At 63.4% G+C, this 25,249-nt stretch carries 24 protein-coding genes; 10 read left to right on the forward strand and 14 right to left on the reverse strand.

All coding sequences use genetic code 11. The features are described from left to right. The 3 genes from Q7V20_RS00810 to Q7V20_RS00820 all read right to left on the reverse strand — a co-directional run. Positions 1 to 840, reverse strand: an 840-nt coding sequence (locus Q7V20_RS00810) for an ATP-binding cassette domain-containing protein (protein ID WP_304786168.1), incomplete at its 3' end; no start/stop codon positions are given. 18 nt (positions 841 to 858) lie between these two features. Then, a complete protein-coding gene (guaD, locus tag Q7V20_RS00815) occupies positions 859 to 2,259 on the reverse strand; it encodes a guanine deaminase (RefSeq protein ID WP_304786170.1) in 1,401 nt (466 codons plus the stop codon). 6 nt (positions 2,260 to 2,265) lie between these two features. Continuing rightward, on the reverse strand, positions 2,266 to 3,279 hold the full coding sequence (locus Q7V20_RS00820; RefSeq protein ID WP_304786172.1) for a LysR family transcriptional regulator: 1,014 nt from the start codon (positions 3,277 to 3,279) through the stop codon (positions 2,266 to 2,268). Positions 3,280 to 3,409: 130 nt separating this feature from the next. Here Q7V20_RS00820 and xdhA point away from each other — a divergent pair, with 130 nt between their 5' ends. From xdhA to Q7V20_RS00840, 4 genes are read left to right on the forward strand one after another with little or no spacing between them, the layout of a single operon-like run. Next, on the forward strand, positions 3,410 to 4,909 hold the full coding sequence (xdhA, locus tag Q7V20_RS00825; protein ID WP_304786174.1) for a xanthine dehydrogenase small subunit: 1,500 nt from the start codon (positions 3,410 to 3,412) through the stop codon (positions 4,907 to 4,909). Next, positions 4,909 to 7,221, forward strand: coding sequence for a xanthine dehydrogenase molybdopterin binding subunit (gene xdhB, locus Q7V20_RS00830; RefSeq protein ID WP_304786176.1), 2,313 nt, complete (start codon positions 4,909 to 4,911; stop codon positions 7,219 to 7,221). The genes xdhA and xdhB overlap by 1 nt, the downstream gene beginning before the upstream one ends. 5 nt (positions 7,222 to 7,226) lie before the next feature. Continuing rightward, positions 7,227 to 8,099 (forward strand): xanthine dehydrogenase accessory protein XdhC, encoded by an 873-nt coding sequence (gene xdhC / locus Q7V20_RS00835; RefSeq protein ID WP_304786178.1) that lies wholly within the window; start codon positions 7,227 to 7,229, stop codon positions 8,097 to 8,099. 40 nt (positions 8,100 to 8,139) lie between these two features. Continuing rightward, positions 8,140 to 9,501: an 8-oxoguanine deaminase gene (locus Q7V20_RS00840; protein ID WP_304786250.1), complete on the forward strand. Its 1,362-nt coding sequence runs from the start codon at positions 8,140 to 8,142 to the stop codon at positions 9,499 to 9,501. On the opposite strand, the gene Q7V20_RS00845 is transcribed toward Q7V20_RS00840, so the two are convergent. Next, positions 9,434 to 10,537: a GlxA family transcriptional regulator gene (locus Q7V20_RS00845; RefSeq protein ID WP_304786179.1), complete on the reverse strand. Its 1,104-nt coding sequence runs from the start codon at positions 10,535 to 10,537 to the stop codon at positions 9,434 to 9,436. The genes Q7V20_RS00840 and Q7V20_RS00845 overlap by 68 nt on opposite strands. 63 nt (positions 10,538 to 10,600) lie before the next feature. Here Q7V20_RS00845 and Q7V20_RS00850 point away from each other — a divergent pair, with 63 nt between their 5' ends. Continuing rightward, positions 10,601 to 11,344, forward strand: coding sequence for an SDR family oxidoreductase (locus tag Q7V20_RS00850; RefSeq protein ID WP_304786181.1), 744 nt, complete (start codon positions 10,601 to 10,603; stop codon positions 11,342 to 11,344). 40 nt (positions 11,345 to 11,384) lie between these two features. Here the strand turns inward: Q7V20_RS00850 and Q7V20_RS00855 are convergent, their stop codons facing one another. The 5 genes from Q7V20_RS00855 to Q7V20_RS00875 all read right to left on the reverse strand — a co-directional run bounded on the left by Q7V20_RS00855 (position 11,385) and on the right by Q7V20_RS00875 (position 16,272). Then, positions 11,385 to 11,795: a GFA family protein gene (locus Q7V20_RS00855; protein ID WP_304786183.1), complete on the reverse strand. Its 411-nt coding sequence runs from the start codon at positions 11,793 to 11,795 to the stop codon at positions 11,385 to 11,387. Between the two features lie 55 nt (positions 11,796 to 11,850). Further along, on the reverse strand, positions 11,851 to 13,074 hold the full coding sequence (locus Q7V20_RS00860; protein WP_304786185.1) for a lipase family protein: 1,224 nt from the start codon (positions 13,072 to 13,074) through the stop codon (positions 11,851 to 11,853). Between the two features lie 111 nt (positions 13,075 to 13,185). Next, positions 13,186 to 14,061: a hypothetical protein gene (locus tag Q7V20_RS00865; protein ID WP_304786187.1), complete on the reverse strand. Its 876-nt coding sequence runs from the start codon at positions 14,059 to 14,061 to the stop codon at positions 13,186 to 13,188. A 150-nt stretch (positions 14,062 to 14,211) separates the two neighbouring features. Then, a complete protein-coding gene (locus tag Q7V20_RS00870) occupies positions 14,212 to 15,264 on the reverse strand; it encodes an SMP-30/gluconolactonase/LRE family protein (protein ID WP_304786189.1) in 1,053 nt (350 codons plus the stop codon). 6 nt (positions 15,265 to 15,270) lie between these two features. Then, entirely contained in the window at positions 15,271 to 16,272 is a 1,002-nt protein-coding gene (locus Q7V20_RS00875; RefSeq protein ID WP_304786191.1) for a phytanoyl-CoA dioxygenase family protein, read from the reverse strand. A gap of 115 nt (positions 16,273 to 16,387) precedes the next feature. Between Q7V20_RS00875 and Q7V20_RS00880 the strand changes: the two genes are divergently transcribed. The 5 genes from Q7V20_RS00880 (at position 16,388) to Q7V20_RS00900 (ending at position 21,523) form a co-directional block, all read left to right on the forward strand. Further along, positions 16,388 to 17,098: a TetR/AcrR family transcriptional regulator gene (locus tag Q7V20_RS00880; RefSeq protein WP_304786193.1), complete on the forward strand. Its 711-nt coding sequence runs from the start codon at positions 16,388 to 16,390 to the stop codon at positions 17,096 to 17,098. Positions 17,099 to 17,154: 56 nt separating this feature from the next. Continuing rightward, a complete protein-coding gene (locus tag Q7V20_RS00885) occupies positions 17,155 to 17,757 on the forward strand; it encodes a TetR/AcrR family transcriptional regulator (protein ID WP_304786195.1) in 603 nt (200 codons plus the stop codon). Continuing rightward, positions 17,754 to 19,163 carry a serine hydrolase gene (locus Q7V20_RS00890; protein WP_304786197.1) on the forward strand — a complete coding sequence of 470 codons (1,410 nt, stop codon included), beginning with the start codon at positions 17,754 to 17,756 and terminating at the stop codon, positions 19,161 to 19,163. Before Q7V20_RS00885 ends, Q7V20_RS00890 begins: the two co-directional genes overlap by 4 nt. Before the next feature lie 80 nt (positions 19,164 to 19,243). After that, entirely contained in the window at positions 19,244 to 20,341 is a 1,098-nt protein-coding gene (locus Q7V20_RS00895; RefSeq protein WP_304786199.1) for an amidohydrolase family protein, read from the forward strand. A 21-nt stretch (positions 20,342 to 20,362) separates the two neighbouring features. Continuing rightward, a complete protein-coding gene (locus Q7V20_RS00900; protein WP_304786201.1) occupies positions 20,363 to 21,523 on the forward strand; it encodes a serine hydrolase in 1,161 nt (386 codons plus the stop codon). On the opposite strand, the gene Q7V20_RS00905 is transcribed toward Q7V20_RS00900, so the two are convergent. The 5 genes from Q7V20_RS00905 to Q7V20_RS00925 all read right to left on the reverse strand — a co-directional run bounded on the left by Q7V20_RS00905 (position 21,511) and on the right by Q7V20_RS00925 (position 25,242). Continuing rightward, positions 21,511 to 22,116, reverse strand: a complete 606-nt coding sequence (locus Q7V20_RS00905) for a TetR family transcriptional regulator (protein WP_304786202.1) — start codon at positions 22,114 to 22,116, stop codon at positions 21,511 to 21,513. The two genes, Q7V20_RS00900 and Q7V20_RS00905, sit on opposite strands and share 13 nt — an antisense overlap. A gap of 121 nt (positions 22,117 to 22,237) precedes the next feature. Beyond that, positions 22,238 to 22,591 carry an SDR family NAD(P)-dependent oxidoreductase gene (locus tag Q7V20_RS00910; RefSeq protein WP_304786204.1) on the reverse strand — a complete coding sequence of 118 codons (354 nt, stop codon included), beginning with the start codon at positions 22,589 to 22,591 and terminating at the stop codon, positions 22,238 to 22,240. Continuing rightward, positions 22,588 to 23,553 (reverse strand): fumarylacetoacetate hydrolase family protein, encoded by a 966-nt coding sequence (locus Q7V20_RS00915; protein ID WP_304786206.1) that lies wholly within the window; start codon positions 23,551 to 23,553, stop codon positions 22,588 to 22,590. The genes Q7V20_RS00910 and Q7V20_RS00915 overlap by 4 nt, the downstream gene beginning before the upstream one ends. A 142-nt stretch (positions 23,554 to 23,695) precedes the next feature. Beyond that, positions 23,696 to 24,445, reverse strand: coding sequence for an SDR family oxidoreductase (locus Q7V20_RS00920; RefSeq protein ID WP_304786208.1), 750 nt, complete (start codon positions 24,443 to 24,445; stop codon positions 23,696 to 23,698). A 2-nt stretch (positions 24,446 to 24,447) separates the two neighbouring features. Next, the gene (locus tag Q7V20_RS00925) at positions 24,448 to 25,242 is read right to left on the reverse strand and encodes an SDR family oxidoreductase (RefSeq protein WP_304786209.1); all 795 of its coding nucleotides are present in this window, start codon (positions 25,240 to 25,242) and stop codon (positions 24,448 to 24,450) included. Positions 25,243 to 25,249 lie beyond the last annotated feature (7 nt).

Raw genomic sequence — 25,249 nt, forward strand, 5'->3', positions numbered from 1 at the left:
CTCGCCAGCCTGCACTTGCAGACAGATGTCTTGCAGGTTCACGCCAAACGGATCTTGCTTGGCCAGGTTCAGGTTCTTGACCACCAAGGCCGTGGCGCCCAGCACCGGGGCCACGCGCTTGAGCTGTGGCGGCTCGGAGCCGATCATCAGGCGCGACAGGCTGGCATTGGTCTCTTGGCGTGGATCGACCTCGCCCGTGACCTTGCCGCCGCGCAGCACGGTGCACCGGTGGCACAGCGCGCGGATCTCGTCCAGCTTGTGGCTGATGTAGAGGATGGAGCAGCCTCGCTCGGCCAGTTGGCGCAAGGTCACGAAGAGCTTTTCAACGGCTTGCGGCGTCAGCACCGAGGTCGGTTCGTCCAGGATCAGCAATTGCGGGTTGGTCAGCAAGGCGCGCACGATCTCGACCCGCTGGCGCTCGCCCACACTCAAGGTGTGCACAGGGCGCCAGGGATCAACCTCCAAGCCGTAGTCGCTTGAGACGGCCTGGATGCGCTCGATCACCTCAGGCAGCGTCCATTTCTTGTCCAGGCCCAGCCACACGTTTTCGGCGGCGGTGAGCGTGTCAAACAAGGAGAAGTGCTGAAACACCATGCTGATGCCCAGCGCGCGGGCCTCTTGCGGCGAACGCACCTGCACCAAGGCATCGTTGAAGTAGATCTCGCCGGCATCGGGTTTGACCGCGCCAAAGATGATCTTCATCAAGGTGGATTTGCCAGCGCCGTTTTCGCCCAGCACGGCGTGGATTTCGCCTGGCAGGACGTGCAGGCTGACATCGTCATTGGCCCGCACCGCAGGGTACTGCTTGGTGATGTTCTTGAGTTCTAGGCGGTAGGACATAAAAAGCGCCTGGGCGCGTTATTGGACTGCGGCCTGAACAACCGACGGGGTCTGATGCACGCATTGGCCAGCCACATAGGTGCTCACCAAATTGCGTTCATCGCCCATGGTCACCCAGGCAAAGATGCGCTCGTGCAAATGCTCGTGCAAAACGCGGGCCAGCCTCTGCTGCGCCACCTGATCCCGGTGCTCGGCCACTGGCCCCTGCGCCACGTTCCACACCACCACGTCGGCCATGCAGCCAGGCTCCAGGCGTCCTATTTCATCGGCCAAGCCCAGGTGGCTGGCGGCACCCAAGGTGCAGGTGTAAAGGGCTTTCCAGGCCGACAGGCGCACGCCCTGCAGCGCCTGGATCTTGTAGGCATCGGCAATGTTGCGCAGCATGGACAGGCTGGTGCCGCCGCCCACGTCGCTGGCCAGGCTCACGTTCACGCCTTCACGTTCGGCCTCCGACCAGTTGAACAGGCCGCTGCCCAGAAAAAGGTTGGACGACGGGCTGTGCGCGATCTGAGCTCCATGCGCCTTCAAGACCGCCCGGTCGTTGGCGTCCAGCCAGATGCCGTGGGCCAGCACCGCGCGAGGGCCGATCAGGCCGTCGCGGTCGTACACGTCCAGGTAGCTGCGCGCGGTGGGGAACAGCTCGGTCACCCAGCGCACCTCGTCGCGGTTCTCGGCCACGTGGGTTTGCATGTAGGTGCCCGCGTAGGCCAGGCACAGGCGGCCAGCCATGGTCAGTTGCTCGGGGGTGCTGGTGGGCGCGAAGCGCACGGTCACGGCAAAGGCCTGCCGATCCTTGCCATGGAAGCGGTCGATCAGGTCGACGCAATCTTTCTCGGCCTGGTCCACGTCGTCCAGCAGGCCCTCAGGCGCGTGGCGGTCCATCAAGACCTTGCCGGTGATCAAGCGCATGTGGTGCGCGCTGGCCATGTCGAACAAGGCTTCGGCGCTGACTTTGTGCACTGTGGGGAACACCACCGCGCTGGTCGTGCCGTGGGCCCACAGGGCGTGCAGAAAGCGCTCGGCGCCTTCACGGGCCACCAACGGGTCCACGTAGCGACGCTCGGCCGGGAAGGTGTAGGTGTTGAGCCAATCGAGCAGCTCGGCGCCATAGCTGGCGATGACGTCCAGCTGTGGGCAATGCACGTGGGTGTCGATGAAGCCCGGCAGGATCAACTGCCCACGGTGGTCGGTCACCGGCACATCGGCCCAGTCCTGCGGCATCGGCTCGCTGGCGGGCTGGATGGCCGCGATGCGCTCGCCTTCGATCAGCAGGACGTGGTCAGGGCGCCAGCGCACACCTGGCGCTTCGGCGGGCAGTGCAAAGCCTGGGTCGGCGGTGAAATCCAGCAGATCGCCGCGCAGCACCCGTCGGGTGTGGGCCGCTGGGCCATTGGCAGGATTCAATCGGGGATCAGGCATGAAAGCTCACTGTTTGGCCGAAGAACCCAGCACGGGCAAGGTCTCGGCGCGCAAAGGAGGACGAACCTGGTGCAGACCACGCACAACGTCGCGCACTTGCTCTCGCAACCAGCGGCTGGCCGCTGAATGGTGCGTGAGATCGTGCCACAGCTGATAGTAGTTCATGGCGGGGAACGGCACGGGGCATCGGATGATCTTGACGCGCAACTGTTGCGCGTAACGCTCACAGAAGCGGCGCCCCGTGGTCAACACCAGCAAGGAGCCTGCCACCATGTAGGGCAGCTGGGCAAAGTGCGGATTGCGCACCACGATGTTCCGGCGCAAGCCCTGCATGGCCAAGCGCTCGTCGATCACGCCCACGGCGCCAGGATGCAGCGCCGGTGGCGACACGTGCTCGGCCGCCAGGTACTGCTCGATGGACCAGGCGCGCTTGCCCTCCTTGGGCAGGCGCGCGGCGGGGTGGTCTTCAGACACCAGGCAGACCACCTCGTCGGTCAGCAGGCGACCCAGGTGCAGTTCGTCAGAGGGCTCCAGCCAATTGCCGATGACCAGGTCAACCTCTCCACGCGCCAGGCTGCGCCGGTGGTCGAGTTCGGCCGTCAACTGCACCACTTCGACCTTGATGTTGGGCGCCAGTCGGCGTAGCCTCAGGGTGAGTTCGGGCAGGAAGAATGGATCGAGGTAATCGGTGGCGGCGATGCGGAAAGTGAGTGTGGTGCTGGCCGGGTCGAAGTCGCGCACCGAGTTCTTGTGGCCAAACATGCTCTGCGCGTGCTGCAGGATGGCCGAAGCGGGTTCCAGCAGGCTCAAGGCCACATCGGTGGGCGCCATGGCTTGGCCGCAGCGCACCAAAAGCGGGTCGCCCGTGATCTCGCGCAGCCGCTTCAGCTGGGTGCTGACGGCGGGCTGGCTGGATTGAAGGCGAAGGGCCGCCTTGGAGACGCTGCACTCGGTGATCACGGTGTGTAAGACCCGGATGAGGGAAAGGTCGATCTTGTCGAAAACAGCGTCCTTGCTCATGTGCAACAGCAGATAGTTATTATTACGATGATGGTATAGCGGCAAACCCCAATCGCAGTACCCTCTGATGCGGGATCCCCATTCAGTGGGGTGTGCCATTCAATGCTTTCGCTGTTCCAGGAGTCTGACCATGAGCGACCCGACACCCCGTCCGATTCGCTTTTTTCACCAAGGCCAGATTCACACCGTGGAGGGCCTGCCGCCCACCACCACCGTGCTGCAATGGCTGCGTGAACAGGCGCATTGCACGGGCACCAAGGAAGGCTGCGCCGAAGGTGATTGCGGCGCTTGCACCGTGGTTGTTGGCGAGGTGGACGAATCCGGTCAGGCCCTCACCAAGACCACGGTCAACTCGTGCATCCAGTTTTTGCCCACGCTCGATGGCCGAGCCCTGTTCACGGTCGAAGACCTGCAGGGCATGAACGGGGGCGCGCTGCACCCTTGCCAGCAGGCCATGGTCGATTGCCACGGCTCGCAATGCGGCTTCTGCACGCCGGGCTTCGTGATGTCCTTGTGGCAAGTTTATGAAGACCGGGTGCAGGCATTGCCAAGGCAAGACCTGGCCGACGCGCTGTCGGGCAACCTGTGCCGCTGCACCGGCTACCGCCCCATCCTGGATGCAGGACAGAAGATGTTCGAGGCGCCCCGCGTGGTCTTCGACCCTGCCCCAGCCCTGGCCGCCTTGAAGGCTCTGGCCCCATCCGACGAAACCTTCGTGCACGAAGCACCCGAAGCCACCGATCCGGCCAAGCGCGCCCGCTTCGTCGCCCCCGCCACCTTGAGCGAGCTGGCACACTGGCGCCAGCAGATGCCGCAAGCGCGCCTGCTGGCTGGCAGCACTGATGTGGGCCTGTGGGTCACCAAGCAGATGAAACCTTTGGGCGACATCCTCTACCTGGGCCGCGTCAAGGAGTTGAAGTCGATCACAGCCACCAGCACCGGCCTGACCATTGGCGCCGCCGCCTCGCTGGAAGACGCCTGGGCCGCCATCGTGCAGCATGTGCCTGCGCTGCGCGAGATCTGGCTGCGATTCGCCTCGCCGCCGGTGCGCCACGCGGGCACCCTGGGCGGCAACATCGCCAATGGCTCGCCCATCGGCGACAGCGCGCCCATGCTCCTGGCCCTGAACGCTGAGGTCACCCTGCGCAAGGGCGACTGGCAACGCACCCTGCCCTTGTCCAGCTTCTACCTGGACTACATGAAGAACGCGCTGGAGCCCGGCGAGTTCCTGCAATCCATGCACATCCCCTTGCCCAAGCTGGATGACATCGTGCGCGGCTACAAGATTTCCAAGCGCCGCGACAGCGACATATCGGCCGTGTGCGTCGGCCTGATGCTGCGCCTGGACGGTGACTTGATCGCCGAAGCCCGTCTGGCTTGGGGAGGCATGGCGGCCACGGCCAAACGTGCTGCCCAGGCCGAAGCCGCGCTGGTTGGCCAACCCTGGACCGAGGCCACCTTGCGACGAGCCCAGGCCGCGCTGGCCCAAGACTTCAAGCCCATGACCGACCTGCGCGCCAGCGACAGCTACCGCTCGCGCGTGGCCGCCAACCTGCTGGAACGTTTCTGGCTTGAAACCCGCACGGAGCACGCGCTCGCCGCTGAAAAGGTGCAGGTATGGACCGCCTGATGATGAAGACCGCCACGGCGGCGGGCCAATCCCTGCCGCATGAATCTGCCCACCTGCACGTGGCGGGCGCTGCGCCTTACATCGACGATTTGCCCGAGTTGGCTGGCACCCTCCACTGCGCCCTGGGCCTGTCGCCCCTGGCGCATGGCCGTTTGATCGGTGTGGATGTTGACACCATCAAGGCCATGCCCGGCGTGGTCGCGGTGCTGACCGCCCAGGATGTGCCCGGCAAGAACGATTGCGGCGCCATCATCCACGACGAGCCCATCCTCGCCGATGGGGAGGTGCACTTCCTGGGCCACCCGGTGTTCGCCGTCATCGCCACTGACCGTGAATCGGCCCGCCGTGCTGCGGCCCGTGCCAAAGACGTCATCCAGGTCGAAGCCCTGCCTTCGCTGCTGACCATCGAAGCGGCCCACGCTGCCGAGTCTTACGTGGTGCCGCCCATGCACCTCAAGCGCGGCGATGCGGCCGGCACGATGGCCCAGGCGCAACACCGTTTGAAGGATCGCTTCTACCTGGGCGGGCAGGAACAGTTCTACCTGGAAGGCCAGATCTCCTACGCCATCCCGCGCGAAAATCAGGGCATGCTGGTTCACTGCTCCACCCAGCACCCCAGCGAGATGCAGCACCACATCGCGCACGCACTGGGCCTGCACTCGCACCACATCCAGGTTGAATGCCGGCGCATGGGGGGCGGCTTTGGCGGCAAGGAATCGCAATCGGCCGTGTTCGCGTGCATCGCGGCCATCGCTGCCCAAAAGCTCAAGCGGCCGGTCAAGCTGCGCGTGGACCGCGACGATGATTTCATGATCACGGGCCGGCGCCACTGCTTCATCCACGACTACGAGATCGGCCACGATGACCAGGGCCGCATCCTGGCCGCGCAGGTGGACATGGTCTCGCGCGCTGGCTGGTCGGCCGACCTGTCGCCCCCCGTGATGACGCGTGCCCTGTGCCACTTCGACAACGCCTACTGGCTGCCCAACGTGGACATGCACGGCTACTGCGCGCGCACCAACACGCAAAGCAACACCGCCTTCCGTGGCTTTGGTGGGCCGCAGGGCGCGCTGGCGGTAGAGGTGGCGCTGGACAGCATCGCCCGCAAACTCAAGCTTGATGCGCTGGACGTGCGCATGGTCAATCTGTATGGCCTGCAAGAGAACAACGTCACGCCCTATGGCCAGACGATTGAAGACAATGTGCTGCGCCCTTTGATTGATGAGTTGGTGGCCAGCAGCGATTACCGAGCGCGCCGCCAGTCGATTGAAAGCTTCAACGCCAGCAGCCCGGTGTTGAAGAAAGGCCTGGCCCTGACACCGCTCAAGTTCGGCATTTCCTTCAACGTGGTGCACCTGAACCAGGCCGGTGCTCTGGTGCACATCTACACCGACGGCAGCGTGTTGGTGAACCACGGCGGCACAGAGATGGGGCAAGGCCTGAACACCAAAGTGGCACAAATGGTGGCCCACACCTTGGGCGTCAGCATGGGCCGCGTGCGCGTCACTGCCACCGACACGAACAAGGTGGTCAACACCTCAGCCACGGCCGCGTCCACGGGGTCCGACTTGAACGGCAAGGCCGCCGCCGATGCGGCGCGGCAAATCATCGAACGGCTGACGAAGTTCCTGGCCGACCGCGAAGAGGTGCCCCCGGATGCCGTGCGCTTCGTGGACGATCAGGTGGAAATCGGCGACAAGAAGTTGCCTTTCGAGCAAGTGATCAGCGAAGCCTACTTTGCCCGCATACAACTGTGGTCCGACGGTTTTTACACCACGCCCAAGCTGCACTGGGACCGCACCACCATGCAAGGTCGGCCCTTCTTCTACTTCGCTTATGGCGCGGCCGTGAGCGAAGTGCTGGTGGACACGCTGACAGGCGAGTGGAAGCTGCTGCGCGCCGACGTGCTGCACGACGTGGGCCAGTCCATCAACCCGGCCGTGGACATCGGCCAGATCGAAGGCGGCTTCATCCAGGGCATGGGCTGGTTGACCAGCGAAGAGCTGTACTGGCACCCGCAAACCGGCCGCCTGATGACGCACGCGCCCTCCACCTACAAGATCCCCACCGCCAGCGACTGCCCGGCAGACTTCCGCGTCAAGCTGTTCGACAACGTCAACGTGGAAGACACCATCCACCGGTCCAAAGCCGTGGGCGAGCCGCCCTTGCTGCTGCCCTTTTCGGTGTTTTTTGCGATCCGCGATGCGGTGTCCAGCGTGGGTCACCACGGCATCGATCCACCTCTGCGCGCGCCCGCCACGCCCGAGGCCATCCTCGACGCGGTCGATGCCGTCAAGGCTGCGCGGGCCTGATCCCCATGAGTAGCCTGAGTGCCCGGGCCCTGCGACGCACCGCCGAACAATGGTGGGCGGCCCACCGCCATGCGCTGGTCATCTCGGTGGACGAGATCAAAGGCTCGACCCCGCGCGGCACTGGCACGCGCATGCTGGTGTCCACCACCGAGGTGGACGGCACCATCGGCGGGGGCCACCTCGAATGGCAGGCCATTGACCTGGCCCGCCATGCCTTGCAAGAGAACGCCCAGCCCACGGCCCCATGGACACGCACGTTTCCACTGGGCCCCACGCTGGGCCAATGCTGTGGTGGCGTGGTCACCTTGCGTTTTGCACCATTGAACGACGCTACCCTGGCCGACTGGGCCTTGCCACCACCCCGCTTCCACCTGGAGCTTCACGGCGCTGGCCATGTGGGCCAGGCCATCGTGCGCCTGCTGGTGGACCTGGACTGCACCGTGCGCTGGATCGACGAGCGCGCTGAAGATGCCCGCCTGCCCAACACCAAGCAACCCGGCCTGCCCAGCCTTGAGATGCTGGCCAGCCTGCCACCGCACATCCAATGGCTGGACACCGACGCCGCCGAGCATGAAGTGCGTGATTCGCCAACCAATGCCTGCCACTTGGTGCTGACCCACCGCCACGACCTGGACCTGCGCATCATTGATGCCGTGCTGCGCCGCGGTGACTTCCGCTTCGCCGGGCTGATCGGCTCGCAAACCAAGCGCGCCAAGTTCCGGCACCGCCTGACCGAGCAAGGCATCACCCCTGAAACGCTGGACCGCCTGACCTGCCCCATCGGCTTGAGCGGCGTGAGCGGCAAAGAGCCCGCCGTCATCGCCATCGCCGTGCTCGCGCAGCTGCTGCAAAACACCGCCCCACCCCACCAGGACTGACGCCGTGCTGCTCATCAAGGACGCCGAGTGCATTGCCACCATGGACGACGCTGGCACCGAATGGCGCCAGGCCAGTGTCCTGATCCAAGGCAGCGAGATCGTGGCCGCTGGCCCCACGGCAGACCTGCCTGCCGAGCTTCTGGCCCAGGCCACGCAAACCATCGATGCACGCGGCCACGTCGTCATCCCCGGCCTGGTGAACACGCACCACCACATGGTCCAAAGCCTGACGCGGGCCATCCCTGCGGCGCAGAACGCCGAGCTTTTTGGCTGGCTGCGCACGCTCTACCCCATCTGGGCAGGTCTCACGCCCGACATGGTGCATGTGTCCACGCAAGTGGCCATGGCCGAACTGCTGCACAGCGGCTGCACCACCAGCAGCGATCACCTCTACATCTACCCTAACGGCGTCAGGCTGGACGACAGCATCTTTGCTGCGCAAGAGATCGGCATGCGCTTCCAGGCCAGCCGGGGCAGCATGAGCGTGGGTGAAAGCGCAGGTGGCTTGCCGCCCGACCACCTGGTCGAGCGCGAGGACAACATCCTGCGCGACTCGCGCCGCCTGGTCGAAACGTTTCACGACACCCGCCGCCACGCCATGGTGCGTGTGGCCTTGGCGCCGTGTTCACCGTTCTCGGTCAGCCCCGATCTGATGCGCGAATCGGCCTTGCTGGCGCGCAGCTTCAAACAGGACGTGCGCCTGCACACCCACCTGGCCGAGAACGACCACGACGTGGCCTACAGCCTGGAGCGCTTCAAGCTCACGCCCACGCAGTACGCCGAGTCACTCGGTTGGCTGGGTGATGACGTGTGGCATGCGCACTGCGTCAAGCTCGATGACCACGGCATCACCCGCTTCGCCGCCACGGGCACGGGCGTGGCGCACTGCCCCTGCAGCAACATGCGCCTGGCCTCAGGCATCGCGCCTGTGCGCCGCATGCTGGACGCGGGCGTGAAGGTGGGCCTGGGTGTGGACGGCTCGGCCAGCAACGACGCTGGCCACCTGATGGCCGAAGCGCGGCAAGCCATGCTGCTGGCGCGTGTGGGCCGCAGCCTGGAGCCCTTTGGGTGCGACCACGGCCCCGCCAGCATGAGCGCGCGCGATGCCCTGCGCCTGGCCACGCGCGGCGGGGCCCAGGTGCTAGGCCGCTTTGATGCCATCGGCCAGATCGCACCGGGCTACGCGGCCGACCTGGCCATTTTTGACCTGCGCACTCTGGCCATGGCGGGCAGCGCCGTGCACGACCCGGTGGCTTCGCTGCTGATGTGCCATGGCCAGACCACGGCGTGGACCATCGTCAACGGGCGCGTGGTGGCTGACCATGGGCAGTTGGTCAACGTGGATCAGGGTGTTCTGGTAGAGCGGCACAACCGGATGGCACGGCAGTTGGCAAGGCTGTAGGGCACTGTCCGCGCAGCTCGTGGAGCCCGCGATTGGCGAATCGCTCGCGATAGTCCCGTGGCGCCACACCCAGATTGCGCTGAAACGTCACCCGCATGCGTTCTTCGTCGCCAAAGCCGCACATCGTCGCGATCTGGTCGATGTTCGATGTCGAATCTTCGAGCAATCGTCGGGCCGCTTCCAGTCGGAACACTTCGACGGCCTTGGCCGGCGTGCGCCCCGTCTTCTGCTTGTAGAGGCGGGCGAAGTTGCGTGGGCTCATGCTCGCCTTATCGGCCAGGAATTCGACCGTGAGATCGGCCTGGTGAAGATGCCCGGCGATCCAGAGATTGAGTTCATCGAAGGCAGCGGTCGCATCGCTTTGTGAGCGCAGCAGAGCACTGAATTGCGACTGCCCTCCGGGGCGCTTGAGGTACACGACGAGTTCACGCGCCACCTCCATCGCCACATCGTGCCCACAATCAGCCTCAACCAGCGCCAGGGCCAGATCGATGCCTGCCGTGACGCCGGCCGAGGTCCAGACCGGGCCCTGCTGCACAAAGATCGCGTCACGATCAATCTGCACCGATGGAAAACGCTCGCTCATCATGTCGAACATGAGCCAATGCGTGGTGGCACGCTTGTGGTCGAGCAACCCAGTCGCGGCCAGCAAGAAGGCGCCGCTGCACACCGAGGCCGTGCGACGGGCACGGCCCGATGCACGCCGCAGCCATTTGACGAGCGCCACCGAGTTGTCGAGCACCAAATCCATGTGCGGCGAGCCGGGCACCACCAGGGTATCAATGGACGAGAGGGGGCAGTCGCTGAGCCGCATGGTCTGCAGCTCCAGCCCTTCCGCGCTGCGCACCAGGCCGCCATCCAGGCTGGCCGTCAAGCGTTCGTAGCCTTTGAGCCCCCGCGCCTCCATCGCCTTGGTCGCGGCCCAGAACACCGTCTGCGCCCCCGTGAGGTCAAGCAAACCCACATGGGGGAATGCGAGGAACAGCACGCGTCTGGCACGTTGTCGCTTTGGCAGAATTTCAGGGATATTTGTCATTTCAGCCAGATTCTTTCACGCCTAGGATTGAGCCGTCAACAGCACATCATCCAAAGGCATGAAATGAAGATCGTCGTGATCGGGGGCACCGGCCTCATCGGAACCAAGCTCGTCGCACAACTCACCGCGCGCGGTCACGAAGCCGTGGCCGCCTCGCCCAACACCGGCGTCAACACACTCACGGGCGAAGGCCTGGCTGAAGCGCTCAAGGGTGCGCAAGTGGTGGTTGATGTGGCCAACTCGCCTTCGTTCGAGGACAAGGCCGTGCTCGAATTTTTTGAAACCTCGGGGCACAACCTGATGGCGGCCGAAGCGGTGGCGGGCGTGCAGCACCATGTGGCCCTGTCGGTGGTGGGCACAGAGCGCCTGCAGGACAGTGGCTACTTCCGCGCCAAGCTCGCGCAGGAAAAGCTCATCAAGGCCTCGCCCATCCCGTACACCATCGTGCGCGCCACGCAGTTCATGGAGTTCCTCGGCGCCATCGCGCAGGCAGGCACCGAAGGGCAGACGGTGCGCTTGTCGCCTGCCATGGTTCAACCGATTGCGTCAGACGATGTCGCTGCCGCCATGGCCGATGCAGCGCTGGGCACACCGGTCAACGGCATGGTCGAGATCGCGGGGCCGGAGCGGGTGGGGCTGTCTGGCCTGGTTCAACGCTACCTGACGGCCATGGGTGACCCACGCACCGTGGTGGCGGATGCGAAAGCGCCCTATTTTGGCTTGCAGCTTGACGACGGATCGCTCACGCCCGGTGACAAGCCGACTCTGGGCGCCACCACCTTCGAGAACTGGTTGGCCAAGCGATGAACGTTGGCAAAGGGTTTTTCATCCGCTTCTTCTGCGTGCTTCATGCGGCCGGGCCATTTTCCTCATACCTGGGCGCATGGGCATCGTCTTGCGCCGTCCACCAGTTGGCCCTGGAGGCGTCGTAGATGTGGATGCCGATTTTGCTTTTGACATGCCCCTGCAGCGTGCCCACCCTCAGCCGCAGCACCCCGGGCAGCGAGGTGCGCTGGCTGAACAGCGGCGAGCCACAGGTCTTGCAGAAGCAGCGGTACTTGCCAGGCGACGACTCGTAACGCTGGATCAGGTTGACGCCCGAGAGCCAATCCACTTGCGATTCGTCCAACGGGATGTTGGTGACGAAAGGCGTGCCCTGCGCACGGCGGCATTGGCCGCAGTGGCAGACCTGGATGGGCGGCAAGTCGCCGGAGATGGTGAAAGTGACGCCCCCGCAGAGGCAACTGCCACGGTGCATGACCGCCCTCCTGAAACCTTGATTTCAGGAAGTTTGACAGATCTTTCCTTGCACCTTACTTGCAGTTGTTCGGCGCCACCTTGCCGTCGAAACGGTTGAGCAGGTAAGTCATGCCGCCACTCAGGCCCAGGGCGCCCAACACGTGGTCGGTGCCCTTGACTGGCTTGTACTCCAACGTAGCCTTGTTGGCGCAGTAGTACGCCGCCAGCTTGTCCACATCGGCAATGGGCATCAGCTGATCACCAACACTTTGAAAGATGTGAAGCGGGATCTTGGGCGTGTACTGGCCCATGGTGTTCTCGGCGTTGACGGCCTGCATCAGGGGCAGGTTCAGGAAGTTGGGATCCTTCAACAGGTCAGAGCCCTTCTTGTAGGCGTAGGCCGTCAGCAGATTGGGCGAACCGGTCAGGCAACGTGTGCCGATGTCCTTGATGGCCTCAACGCCCGCCGGGGTGGCGTAGTCCTCGACCTTGATCTCAGGGTAGCCGCGCGACAAGCCCACGACCGCACCCAGGTAAGCACCAGCCCAGAACGTGCCATCGACCTTCTTGGCCACGTTGATCGGGTTGACGGGCAAGCCGCCTTGGGCTGCGCCAATGATCTTCAATTCGGGTGCATAAACGCCCGCCAGCTCAGCGGCCCAGGCCGTGGCAAAGCCACCGCCAGAGTAGCCCAGCATGCCCACAGGCGTCAGCGCATTCAAGCCGGCCTTGCTGAACCTTTGCGTGGCACGGATGCCATCAAGCACACCCTGGCCACTGTTCTTGGCCACGATCCACTGCGACTCAAGGCCTTCGTAGTCGGCCATGGTCACGACGTAGCCTTTGTTCAGCGCCGACTGGAAGAAGGTTTTCTCCAGCAGTGTGTTGGACGTGGCTTGACCCGAAGGTGAACAATCCAGCGTGAGGCTGTCATAGAAGGATTGGTAGGACAGCAGCTTGCGACCGGTGGCCGGTGCAGCCTTGGGGATCAAGACGGTGGTCACCATGGCCACGGGCTGGTTCTTGGTGTTGGTCGAGCGGTACATCACCTGCCAGCCTTCCTTGAGGCTGGTGCCCAACGAAGCGGCGGGCAGCGCGCGATAGCGCAGCACGTTGCCAGGGGCTTCGGCGGCCAGCGCATCGCTGGTCGGCGAGGTGTAGAAGGCATCGGTGGTGGGTTTGAGTTTGGCATCAACCGTGGGATACAGCTGTTGAGCCTGGGCCAGGTTGGTCATGGACAAGGCGCTCAGGCAGGCAAGGCTGGCCAGGGTGGTCAGGCGTTTCACGGTTCGATTCATGTTGTTCCTTTAACGGGGTTTGATTTGATTGGAAGGGGCGGGGTCAGATCAATCTCTTGGCGTTTTCCCGTTGAGACAAGGGGAAACACACCCACTGAACAGGGGGCTGGCTCAGAAGCCTTGAACCAAGAAGCGGCTGAATTCACCTTCGTCGATGCCACCCTTGACCATGGCGTCGTAACGCATGTCTTCGTCCAGAAAGCGCTTGAGCCAGGCCACCGAGGCCTTGCCTGAGGTTGTCAAGTGCGCCTTGCTGCCAAGGAAGGTGGAGCACAGGTGGCCCGCGCCTTTGATTTCGATTTCGGCGCGCGGCAGCAAAGGGTTCAAGCTGGCAAAGAACAGGTCCGAGTGCGTCTTGTTCGTCGCGATGTTGTCTTTCTCACACGCCACGATCAGCGTCGGAATCGCATTGCCTGCAAAGCTTTTGGTGGTGTGCCAGGGTTGAAGCGCCACCACGGCCTTGAGCGTCTTGTCGGCCACGGCAGCGCTCAGCACTGCACCGCCCCCCATGGAGTTGCCCATCACCGCGCGGCGGGTCACATCGGTCACCGCCGCATACGGCACCTGCCCTGCCTTGGCCAGATCGACCACATGCTGCAAGCCACCGGCCACGGCAAGGGCGCGGATGTCGGGCGTGTCAGCGCTGGCCACGCTGTCCAGGTTGATCACCACAAAGCCGTGAGACGCCACCTTCTTCACCAGCGTTTCATAGACCGCCTGGAAGGCCAGGAAGCCGGGCATCATGGCCACCACACCGAAGGTCTGGCCTGGTGCCTGCGGGTAGTAAACCGTGGCGCCACCGTAGTTGTGGCTCTTGGCATCGGCCCTCGAAATCTTGAAGGCGCTCACCGCATAGGGACCTGTGGCATTCAGCAGGGCTGCGGTAGGGTCCGGGCCACGCTCGTACCCGGCGGCCTGGGCCTGGGCCGTCATCAGCGCACAGGCCGACAGCATCAGGGTACAAAGAAATCGGCGAGTGATGTTCATGGTGGACCTTGCGTTCACGGGCAGATTGGAGCTGCCCGGATGCTAGGTCCCCGTTGCCATGGCCGCATGGGCCGAACCGGCCAATCATTGGCTTTGTCGGTGCGGACTTTCCCGGTTGTTTTTCATTTAACGAACCACAAACAGGCGTGGTCAGGGAAGCGGCAGTCGGCCGATGGCGGGATATTCGATGCTGCCAAAGTAAAGTGCGCCCCCCCGCTCGCGCACGCTGGTGATCGGCGCATACGCGCCCTGGGTGGCATCTTGCAGGTCCGCCACCACCTGGCCATGAACATCCAGCTTCAGCACGCGAGCGTGCTTGGCGGCTTTGGGCCGCATGCTCTCTGGAATGCGGTACACCGCCTTCAGCAGCCAGGGGTAAGGCAGCATTCGATCGAGCAGTGCATCGCGAGGCGCGAAAAGCGCCAGCCAGAACCCCTCGCGGCCGTTGTAGCTGATGTTGTCGGGAAACCCGGGCAGGTTCTCCAGGAACGGCTCATAGTGCCCCGCCTTCGGCCCCTTGAGCCAATAGCGCATCACACGATACTGAAGCGTCTCGGAGATCAGCAGATACGCCTCGTCAGGCCCCAAAGTCACCCCATTGGCCACATGCAGGCCGGCCACCAAGGTCTTCGCCTGTTTGGTTTGCGGGTCGTAACTGATCAACCGGCCATGGTTGCCATGCTCAAACACGTCCGCCATCATCTTGTTCAAGCCATACTTGGATGAGGCATCGGAAAAGTAAACCATGCCCGACTTGGCCTGCACCACGTCGTCGGTCAGCCTGAACGGGACCCCGTCAGCCTGGGTGGCCAGCACCTCCACCTTGCCCTGCGTGACGCGCAGCAAGCCTTTGACGGCATCGGCCACCAACACTGCGCTGCCATCGGCCAAGGCAAAGGTCCCCCATGGCCGCCCGCCGGTGTTGGCGAGCTCTTCATGCGTCAGGCCATCAGCGGCCAAGCGAACGACGCGCCCGTCGGCATAGCCGGCGTATATCCGCCCGGCCTCGTCGAATGAGATGCCCTCCGGCCCTACCCCCCAATTCAAGCCTATCCGCTTGATGCCTTTGAGGGCTTGGTTCGGCGCGGCTTGCTGGGCGAGCGGCGGTGGTGTCCAGGCCCGGGGGGTGATCTCCACAGGCCAAAGCGAAAGGTAAGCAAGGGCGGCGAGCACGGTCGCGCCCATGATGTGCAATGGTTTCATGCGGGCTCAGCTGCGTTGGTCTTCGGAAGGCTTGATGTCGGTCGGGTTGGACCAGGTCTGACGGGGAATGGCGGCCTTGCTGCCATTGAGCTGCAGCTTGGCCGCCGACACCGCGTTCTGAACGGCAGACGTCAGCAACTTGTGGGTGATGGGGGTTTCAGGCTGCACACGGGCATTGCGCTCAGCCGCATCGTGGCGCGGCAAGATGATGGGAAAGGCCGCACCCTTGAGCGGGCCACCTTCCTTGGACTCGTGCCGGTAGTGGATCGGCATGCGTTTGGCACTCGGCTGGTAGGTGACATCGTCGCCCGTCCACCTCAATGCCAAGGCACGCCGCCGCCGCGTGCGCGAGCTGTTGCCGTAGGAGCCATGCAAGGTCAGCGGGTGGAACATCAGGATGTCGCCCGGCTCCATGTCCCAGTGCAGCAGCTCGTACTTGTCCAGGTTGGCGTTGATGTCCGGGATGTCGTCCATCGACTCGTCGATGATGGCGGCCACATAGTCCGGCGACAAGGCCTTGAAGCGCTGCGGCCATTTGTGCGAACCCTTGACATACAGCAGCCCGCTGTTGTCCTTGTTGACCGGGTCCAGTGGAATCCAGAACGAGGTGACCTGCTCGCCACGGATGGGCCAGAAACTCAAATCCTGGTGCCAGGGTGTGGGGGCGTCCGTCCCGGGCTCCTTGACGAACATCTGGTCATAGAAGAAGCGCACTTCTTTCGACTTCATCAGATCTTGTGCCCAACGCGCAAACGGGCCGTAGTAGACCAGGTCGCGCAGGACATCGATGCGCTTCCACAAGAAGATGTCCATCTTGTAGCCCTCAACCTTCCTCGACATGAACTTGCCAACCATGGACTGGTCGCGCAACGCTTCTTCGAGGCCCTCTTCGACCATGGCAACCCAGTTGGGGTCAATGGCCTGGCGCACCATGAGGACGCCGTCTTCTTCATAGCGTTCAAGCTCTTCGTCGGTCAACCTGCGGACGGGGTGGGCGGGAAAACTCATGGGCACCTCTTTTAACTGATTAATTCATCAATTATGATTTATCGATCATTAACGTGCATCCTGGGGTATACCCTGCAGCACGAGCGCGCTCAGGCTGGGTGGTAGGCTCATGCTCATGAAAGCCGCAGATGTCCCCATGCCGACCACCGAGAAAGCACCCCGCGGCGCCAGGCGCAAGCGCGACACACGGGCCCGTTTGCTGGGTGCCGCCTTGCACTTGATGGCCGATCGGGGGGTGGCCGGGGTCACGATCAACGAGATCACCGAGCAGGCGGATGTCGGGTTCGGCTCGTTCTACAACCACTTCGCTTCAAAGGACGTGATCCACGCCGCCCTCATCGAAGAGGTCATCGGGCACTTCGCGGTGGCGCTGGACAAACTGGGCGAGCAACTGAGCGATCCGGCTGAAAAAATCGCCGCGTCCGCCCGCTACACAGTGCTGCGCGGGCGCGCTGACCCGCTGTGGGGGCGGTTTGTTTTTCAAACCAGCTTCAGCCGCGACAGCATGACCACCGGCCTGGGCAAGTACCTGCTGCAAGACATCGGCAAAGGCGTGTCTTCAGGTCGATTCACCGTGGCAGACCTGCCTTCTGTCTACATCGCGGTGGGCAGCACCATCCTGGGTGCCTTGGCGGCGGTGTCAGACCCAGGCCGCAAGGGCGCCGAAGCCACGCCAGATATCTTTGGCGATGAAGCCACCTTGTCCGAACGCATCGCGGCCATCTTGCTGACCGTGCTGGGCTTGAGCACAGCAGAAGCGCAAGACATCGCGCGCCGCCCGCTTCCACACATCGAGCTACCCGCCAATCCATTCGCACAGGCCTGACAGGCCCTGGGGAAAGCACGGCTGCCCAAGCATGTACCACTTGGTACATTTTGTCCATGCCGAAAGCCCCCACCCACCCACGCGCCACCTCCGATCAAGCCACCACCTTGCTGGATCAGGCGATCGCGCATGTCTTGGCCCATGGCTACAGCGACCAATCACTGCGCAGCATGGCCACCAGCCTGGGCACCAGCCACCGCATGCTCAGCTACTACTTTGGCGATGTGGACGGCTTCTGGGAGGCCGTGGTCGAGCACCTGCGCAACACGGATCAACACCGACGGGCTGGCATGGCCCAAGGCCAGGTCTTCACGGTTCCGCCCATCGAAGAGGTCTGGCAGCACTTCACCTCGCCCAGCTACCTGCCCGTGTTCCAGCTGATGCTCGAGATCTACGTCAAGGCCCTGCGTGATCGGCAACGCTTTGGCGATTTTCTGGCGCATGCGGTGGACGGCTGGATTGGCCGCGTGGCCCAGTCCCTGCAAACCCAGCACGGTCTGAGCAAGGCCAAGGCTCGCACTCGCGCCCGGCTTGAACTGGCCATCGTGCGCGGCTTGCTGCTTGACCTGTTGACCACGGGCGACAAGGTCGGCACCACCCAAGCCATCAAACACTACGCCCAACTGATTCAACAACCCCGACAGGAGACCACCCCATGATCCGCCACACCACCTGGAGGGCGGCATCGCTGGCCTGCCTGAGTTTGCTGAGCACCCAGGCCGCCCGGGCCGATCTCATCGCCGACATCCCTGCAGGCACCGGTTACGCCGCTTGGGAGTTGTGCACACGCACCCAGCAAAGCGGTGATGACTACCTGCGCGTGCGCTGGCTCTACACCGCGCCCAAGGTCCAACCCTTGCCCATCGTGTGGACCATCAAGTACAGCCCTGGCAGCAAGGTGGACGTGAGCAGCTTCATCCCCTTCATCACCCACAAGCGCACCGCCGTTTACCGCAAAGGCCTGGGCTGCACGCTCGTGCCACCGGGTGCCACCGAAGCGGGCGTGCGCGCCCAGGCTTTCAAACCGGTGGCCCTGCCGCTGCCCTCCGTGCAGTCATGGCCTGCCGGCGAAGGCCCCACCGAAGCAGCGCGGCTCACCCCAGCGCAGGCTGCCTTGCTGGCCACCCATGGCGAGCGCATCTTCACCGAGACCACCACCAAGCTCAACCAGAAGCAGAACGCCCTGGCCTTCCTCGTGGCGCGCGATGGCCACCTGGTGTACGAACGTTATGCGCGCGACTACCGGCGTGATCAGCCCCAACTGGGCTGGTCCATGACCAAGTCGCTCACAGGTCTGATGGCGGGGGTGATGGCCACCGATGGCCGCCTGGATTTGGACGCCCCCGTGGGCCTGCCCCAGTGGGCTGGCAGCGCCAAGGCGGCCATCACCTGGAAGCAGTTGCTCAACATGGCCCCGGGCATGGCCTGGAGCGAAGGCTATGACGGCGCCAGCGATGCCACCGAAATGCTGTTCTCTCAGCCCAACCAAGGCGCGTGGGCCGCTGACCGGCCCCTGACGGCCACCCCAGGCACCGTCTTCAACTACTCCACGGGCTTTGCCACCGTGGCCACCTATGCCATGAAGCAGGTGCTGGGCGGCAGCCACCAGGCGCTGTACGACTACTACCAGCAGCGCTTGTTCGCGCCACTGGGCATCCGCCAGGGCGTGATCGAGCCCGACGCCAGCGGCACACCAGTGGGGGGCGCACGTGGCGTGTTGCGCCCCGTGGACTGGTTGAGGCTGGGGCAGTTGGTGGCGCAAGACGGCCAGTGGCAGGGCCAGACCTTGATCGCGCCTGAGGTGATGAAGTTCCTGGTGGGCCCCTCACCGGCCAGCACCGAGTACGGCGGCTTCATCTGGCGCCAGCCCGCCACGGCGATCCCCGATGCCGTCCGTGCCCGACTGCCCGCCGACCTGGTCTGGTTCGCCGGACACATGGGCCAGTTCCTCGTGATCGTGCCCAGCCAGAATCTGGTGGTGCTGCGCATGGGCGTGTCGTTCGACAAGGACCAGGCGCGCGCGCTGGTGTTCGAGGCCGTGGCGGACATGGTGGAACAACGCTGACCCTTGGCAAGGGAAAACACCCTTCACGTCCCAAAATCAAGATGCGTACACTTGTTCCCATCTTGTCAAAAGGGGGGCCCATGCCCAACACAAACCATGCCGTGATGGCGCGCCGTCGCGTCCTGACGTCCACGTTCACCATGGGCGCGGCTGCCGTGCTCGGGGGGCTCGCGCCTCTGACTGCCCAGGCTGGCGTGGCCCCCTCCCGAATCGACGTCCACGCCCACCTGATCCCCGATTTCTACCGCGAGGCCCTGAAGGCCTACAACGTGCCAAACGACGGAGGCCTGCCACCCCCGGCCTGGACGCCAGAGGCCGCGGTGCGTTTCATGGACAAGTTCGGCATCCAGACTCAGGTCGTTTCCCTGTCGGAGCCTGGCTTGGGCTTCTTGCCGGATGCTGAATCGCGTGACCTGATGGCGCGCCAGATCAACGACTACATCCGGCAATCATTGATGGGCGCCTCCGCCTATTCGAGTCTCCATCGGCGATTTGGCGGCTTCGCTTCGCTGCCTCTGGGGCGGGCCGATGATCCTCAAGAAGTCGAGCAGTCTGCCCAGGAGGCCCTGCGCGCATTGAACGTGCTGGGGCTGGATGGCGTCGGGCTGTACTCGAACTACAAGGGCATCTACCTGGGCGATCCCCGCCTGGACCCGTTGATGCGGACGCTCGATAAGCTGGGCGCGCTGGTGTTCATCCACCCGGTGGCACCACCGGCGGGGCCGGACCTTTCCATCCCGAACTTCGTGCTGGAGTTCCCTTTCGAGACGACGCGGGCCGTCACCAACATGCTCTACAAGGGCATCTTCTGGCGCTACCCCAACATCCGCTGGCTGCTGGCCCACGCCGGAGGCACCATTCCTTTCCTCTCCTACCGCAGCGCCCTCCTGGCGCTCAACCTCAATCCCCGCAAGAGCTCCTACGCCAAGCTGTTCTTCGACACCGCCTTGTCGGCGGCGCCGCCTGCCATGGCAGCGGTCAGGCAGATCACCGAAGTCAGCCATGTGCTGCTGGGCACCGATTACCCGTACTCCCAGCTGACTTACGCGCTCAAGCTGCCAGGCGATCCGAACTCGGAGCTGAACGACACCTTCAATGCCACGGAGCGACAGTTGGTCGACCGCGGCAATGCATTGGCCCAATTGCCCAATCTGGCCAAACGCCTGGGCACCAAGTGATCAACCCAAAGGAGGCATGAAATGAAGAAGATACTGTTGCTCGGCGTGATCGCCGCCTGTCAGGCACAAGCTCAAAGCCTGCCACCCGCCTTGTTCCTGCCAGAGCTGGTGTTGCCCCGCGAGACCGTGGACATGGCCACGTTTCCGGCGAGCTTGCCCACCGCCTCGCCCAAGGCACCGATCTCTGCCCTGCGCTACACCTACGAAGGCGTGAGCAAGAGCCTGTCGCAGTACCAGAGCGATGCCAAGGTGCGTGCCATGCTGGTGATCAAAGACGGCAAGATCGTGTACGAGTACAACAAGTTCCCGTACACCAAAAACTCGCTCCACCAGTCGTGGTCCATGGCCAAGCAGGTGCTGTCGGCCGTGGTGGGCATCGCCATCGGCGAAGGCGCCATCCGCTCGGTGAACGACAGGATGGACGCGTACGAACCAGCGCTGGCCGTCAATGGCTTTGCGGGCGTCACCTTCAAGCAGGCCCTGCAGATGTCCTCGGGCGTGGCCTACAACGAAGAGGCCGATCGATTCAAGCTCTTCATGGACACCATCGCGGACTACTACACGCTCGGAAGCTCGGGCTACAGCCTGAGAGAGAAGACGACGGACGCCCTGGTGGCGCCTGCCTTTGCACCAGGCAGCAAGTACCAATACGCCAGCATCAACTCACAAGCCATTTCAATGGCGCTGGAGAAGGCTGTCGGGATGCCCTATCAACGCTACCTGGCGCTCAAGCTATGGAAGCCCATGAGAACGTCTGACAGCGCCAAGGTGCTCGTTGACCGCAGCGGCGATGCATTCACCTTCTGCTGCCTGTACGCGACAACGCGCAGCTATGCGATGTTCGGCCTTCTCTACGCGCAAGAGGGCCGCCTGCATGGTCGGCAGATCGTTTCAAGCGACTGGGTTCGCCGATCCACCACCTTTGCAGGGGATCCCACCAACTGGCGCAACGTGCCTGTCAACGGCAACAAGTTGGGCCTCTATGGTTTCGGCTATCACTGGTGGCCCCTGGCAGGCGACCGCGAGGACTTCTCCGCGTTGGGCGTCTTTGGCCAGGCGATCCATGTGCTGCCCAAGCAGAACACCGTCATCGTGCGCATCAGTGGGGACTTCGACACCGTTGGCGCTCACATTGAAGAGAACGTGGTGATGGGCCGCGCGCTGGCAGACTATCTGGACTGAGCGCCTGGTGCGAGCGCCCCACCGATGACCCAGGCGAAGGACAACTGGGCACGCACCAGGATGTCCTCCCGCTGGTCGGGATGCTCGATGTATTCGATGCACAGACGAAAGCTCTGGTCAATCACCATCTCCAAGGCCCAGTCCATCCTGGGGTGCAGCTTGGTCGGCAAGTGGCCCAGCGCGCCAAGCTCTGAGAGCATGTCCTGGCGAATCGCCTTCAAATTGCCTTCCAAAGCTGTTCTGGCGGCGCTCGGCGGGCCCACCCGCTGGCGCATCGACAGAATGAAGACGTCGCGGTGCAACAGTGCAAAGTCCAGCAGCCACGACACGACCGTCAGTGCGGGCGTTTGCCCGGGGGGAACCGCCTTGCGAGCCTGCCTCAAGCCTTCCCGCAGCTCCTGGCTGAAGTCTTCCATCAGCTCGGGGATCATGTCGTCCACACTGTTGAAATGCCGGTAAAGCGAGTTGTGGCCCAGGCCCGCCTCTTTGGCCAGCTCGCGCAAGCTGAAGCGCGTGTGCCCTTCTCTGGCGGCCAGGCGAGTCACCGCCTCCAGAAGTTTGCGTCGGCCTTGGCCATATTCACGCTTGAACAACGACGACGTTGCTGGCTCTGCCGCCGAGGCTTTTGAGTTTGGTTTTCGAGTGGTGGGGCTACCTGACATGTGGCGATTTTAGGGTAGCCACTTCTCACCGTTCATCCCCCCACAGCCTGACTCAGTCGGTGATGGTGATGCCCTGCCCTTCCAGTTGGCGACGAAGCGCCTTGGTGAAACTTCGCAAACCCGCCTTGGACGCCGAATAAATCGGTGCGCGCGTGGCAGGCAACAAGCCAAAGCCCGAGCTCACCATGACGATGTGAGAAGGGGTGGATGCGCGCAGCGAAGGAAAAAAATCCTGAACGGGTCGGCATACAAGCTCATGGCTTGTTTGAGCAATGTGGCCTCTTCCGCGCTGGGGGCTTCCAGGCAATGCCCCCGCCAACAGACTGAACAACCCCGGCCAGGTCATTGCCCAAAAATTTGCAGGCTTGCCTGGTGCAAGGCAAAGCCATTGTTGTGCGGTGCTCATCCTTGCACCACCACACTGCGTTGCTGTCCCAGGTCCAGGGCGCCGTCATCGGTACGGATGCTCAGGGTCATCACATCGCTGGGCTGCAGGAACAGCGGGTTGCGCACGCCACCCTTGATGAACATCTTCCACTTGGTCGGCTCAGACAAAATGCGGTTGGCCACAAACATGGACAACTTGCCGCGTGCCTTGGCTGCGCAACCGGCAGGCGTGCCTGTCGCAACCAGGTCCCCTGCATGGAGATTCTGCAGCGCCGAGAACTCACTCACGGTCTGGTGGGGCTTGTACAGCATGTCGCGGCAGTAGTCGTCCTGCCGAACCTGGCCATTGACACTCAACTGCATGTGCAACTCAGGCCAACGTTGCCACTCAGCAGGCTCCAGCAAGAGCAGCACTGGCCCGGCCGGCCCGAACGTCCGGTAACTCTTGCCCTTGTAGAACTGGCCTTGGGGCAACTGCACGTCGCGTGCAGACACATCGTTGACAATGGTGATGCCCGCCAGCACTTCATGCAGTCGATCTGGCTTGACTTGCACGCCTGCGGTCAGGTCACGCCCTAGCACCAGGCCGAGCTCGATTTCATAGTCCAACAGTTTGACGTGCGCAGGCCGAATCACGTCGTCATAAGGCCCTGTCAGCGATGACGACGCTTTGGTGAAGAAGGTGTTGAAGGGCATGTCGGACGGATCCTTGCCGGACTCGCGCACATGGCTCCCGTAATTGGCACCCTGGCATAGGAACTGCTGGTTCACCGTGATGGGCGACAGGACGGTGACGTCACCCAAGGACACGGCAGCCTGTGCAGACGTCATGGCTCTTGCCTCGGCTTGCCCGTCCCGGATGAGGTCTGCTGTCGTTGCGTAGGTGCCGGGCAAAGGGGCGATGCGCCGGTCGAACAGCACGCCCCAATGGGCCTGCCCTGCTTGAGCAGGATGTGCGTAGCGAACAAGTGAAGTAGCCATGTCGAACTCGTTTGGTTGAATGTAATTTGAGGAGGGCTGCTACCGAAGCTTTTGAGGTCATTTTGCGAGTGGATGAGCTACCTGACATTCGGTGCGAACTCAGGCTAGCCACCTCCAGCCGTTCATCTCTGCACAGGCTGACTCAGCCTTTGGCCACGATGCGCGCGATCAGGCCAGGCGCCAGCCGCATCATCAAGGGCAGCCAACGCGCCATGCCCGGGTAGACCTCTGCTTGGCCCCGCCAGGCAGCGGCCAAGGTCAACGCGACGACTTGCTCGGGAGAGATCTTGTTGGCTTGGTAGTGTGCCGTGGCGGGCGTGTCCACCGAAGGCGGGGCCACGTCGGTGATGGTGATGCCCTGCCCGTCCAGTTGGCGACGAAGCGCCTTGGTGAAACTTCGCAAGCCCGCCTTGGAGGCCGAATAAATCGGCGCCCGCGTGGCGGGCAACAAGCCAAAGCCCGAACTCACCATGATGATGCGAGACGGGGTGGATGCGCGCAGCGAGGGCAAGAACCCCGCGGTCATGTGGATGCTGCCCTCCAGGTTGGCACGGATCTCTTGTGTCAGATCCTGCTGCAACAAATCGGGCTGCGTGAAGTCGAGTTCGCGCAATCCGCCCGCGTTGTTGACCAACAGCTTGATGTCAAGGAAGGCGGCGGATACCAAAGCCACGAAGGCCACCACCGAGGCTTTGTCGCTCACATCGCACAGGTAGGTGTGGATGCCCGGAAACGCTTGGGCCAATTGATCGAGCTTGTCCGCATCTCGGCCACACGTCACCACCCGCCAGCCGCTGCGGTGCAGCGATGCCACAAAGGCCCGCCCGATGCCCGACGAGCCACCCGTGACAACGGCGGTGCCTTTGTCAGCACTTGTTGATGTGCCAGCCATGCTCAGACCACGCTCACTTTGCGGACCAGCCGCTCCAGCAAGGCAGGCGACAGCCGACCGAGGTAGACCGCCAACTTTTCCTTGCCAGCGATCACGATGCGACCCTGGCCGCGAGCCAGCCGATCAGCCGCTTTGCGTGCAAAGGCCTCCGCACTCATGGCCTTGTCTTGCTGCGCGTCAATCCGGCCATGGGGCGTGCCATCCGAGGTCAGGGCCGACAGGCTCACATTGGTGCGCACAAAGCCTGGGCACAGCACCGACACCTTCAAGCCCGCCGCATGCACCTCGGCTCGCAAGGCATCGTGAAATCCGATGATCGCGTGCTTGGCCGAGGCGTAGGCCGATCGGTAAGGCGTGGCCACCAGGCCGACCACCGAAGACACGGCGACCAGGTGCCCAGAGCCTCTGGCCAGCATGTGGGGCAACACCATCTTGGTCAGCGCGATCGGCCCGAAAAAATCCAGCTCCATGATCTGCCGGTCAACCTCCACCGAGGTGTCCTTCACCAAAGCACGCTGACTCACGCCAGCGTTGTTGACCAACATGTCGATGTGACCGTAGGTGGACAGCACCACGGCGGTTTGCTCACGAAAGCGACTTTGATCGGTCATGTCCATCGGCAGAACCAGGTGCCGGTCAGGTCGTTCACAACGGGCTTTCACGGCCTCAAGCACATCGGTTCGCCGTGCAGAGAGGATGAGCAAGGCGCCGCGCCGTGCCAACTCGTAGGCCATGGCTTCGCCAATGCCGGATGAGGCCCCGGTGATCCAGATCACCTTGTTTTGGAAGTCTTTCATGCTGCTT

The sequence above is a fragment of the Aquabacterium sp. genome (assembly GCF_030652515.1).
In the GTDB taxonomy this organism is placed as follows: domain Bacteria; phylum Pseudomonadota; class Gammaproteobacteria; order Burkholderiales; family Burkholderiaceae_C; genus Aquabacterium.

Coding starts and splice junctions, on each gene's coding strand:
- Q7V20_RS00880 (WP_304786193.1), top strand. CDS start 16,388: ATGAAAGCCGCAGATGTCCCCATGCCGACCACCGAGAAAGCACCCCGC.
- Q7V20_RS00855 (WP_304786183.1), bottom strand. CDS start 11,795: ATGCACCGTGGCAGTTGCCTCTGCGGGGGCGTCACTTTCACCATCTCC.
- Q7V20_RS00925 (WP_304786209.1), bottom strand. CDS start 25,242: ATGAAAGACTTCCAAAACAAGGTGATCTGGATCACCGGGGCCTCATCC.
- xdhA (WP_304786174.1), top strand. CDS start 3,410: ATGAGCGACCCGACACCCCGTCCGATTCGCTTTTTTCACCAAGGCCAG.
- xdhC (WP_304786178.1), top strand. CDS start 7,227: ATGAGTAGCCTGAGTGCCCGGGCCCTGCGACGCACCGCCGAACAATGG.
- Q7V20_RS00860 (WP_304786185.1), bottom strand. CDS start 13,074: ATGAATCGAACCGTGAAACGCCTGACCACCCTGGCCAGCCTTGCCTGC.
- Q7V20_RS00885 (WP_304786195.1), top strand. CDS start 17,155: ATGCCGAAAGCCCCCACCCACCCACGCGCCACCTCCGATCAAGCCACC.
- Q7V20_RS00850 (WP_304786181.1), top strand. CDS start 10,601: ATGAAGATCGTCGTGATCGGGGGCACCGGCCTCATCGGAACCAAGCTC.
- Q7V20_RS00910 (WP_304786204.1), bottom strand. CDS start 22,591: ATGAGCACCGCACAACAATGGCTTTGCCTTGCACCAGGCAAGCCTGCA.
- Q7V20_RS00920 (WP_304786208.1), bottom strand. CDS start 24,445: ATGGCTGGCACATCAACAAGTGCTGACAAAGGCACCGCCGTTGTCACG.
- Q7V20_RS00845 (WP_304786179.1), bottom strand. CDS start 10,537: ATGACAAATATCCCTGAAATTCTGCCAAAGCGACAACGTGCCAGACGC.
- Q7V20_RS00870 (WP_304786189.1), bottom strand. CDS start 15,264: ATGAAACCATTGCACATCATGGGCGCGACCGTGCTCGCCGCCCTTGCT.
- xdhB (WP_304786176.1), top strand. CDS start 4,909: ATGATGAAGACCGCCACGGCGGCGGGCCAATCCCTGCCGCATGAATCT.
- Q7V20_RS00890 (WP_304786197.1), top strand. CDS start 17,754: ATGATCCGCCACACCACCTGGAGGGCGGCATCGCTGGCCTGCCTGAGT.
- Q7V20_RS00865 (WP_304786187.1), bottom strand. CDS start 14,061: ATGAACATCACTCGCCGATTTCTTTGTACCCTGATGCTGTCGGCCTGT.
- Q7V20_RS00840 (WP_304786250.1), top strand. CDS start 8,140: ATGGACGACGCTGGCACCGAATGGCGCCAGGCCAGTGTCCTGATCCAA.
- Q7V20_RS00900 (WP_304786201.1), top strand. CDS start 20,363: ATGAAGAAGATACTGTTGCTCGGCGTGATCGCCGCCTGTCAGGCACAA.
- Q7V20_RS00875 (WP_304786191.1), bottom strand. CDS start 16,272: ATGAGTTTTCCCGCCCACCCCGTCCGCAGGTTGACCGACGAAGAGCTT.
- guaD (WP_304786170.1), bottom strand. CDS start 2,259: ATGCCTGATCCCCGATTGAATCCTGCCAATGGCCCAGCGGCCCACACC.
- Q7V20_RS00820 (WP_304786172.1), bottom strand. CDS start 3,279: ATGAGCAAGGACGCTGTTTTCGACAAGATCGACCTTTCCCTCATCCGG.
- Q7V20_RS00915 (WP_304786206.1), bottom strand. CDS start 23,553: ATGGCTACTTCACTTGTTCGCTACGCACATCCTGCTCAAGCAGGGCAG.
- Q7V20_RS00895 (WP_304786199.1), top strand. CDS start 19,244: ATGCCCAACACAAACCATGCCGTGATGGCGCGCCGTCGCGTCCTGACG.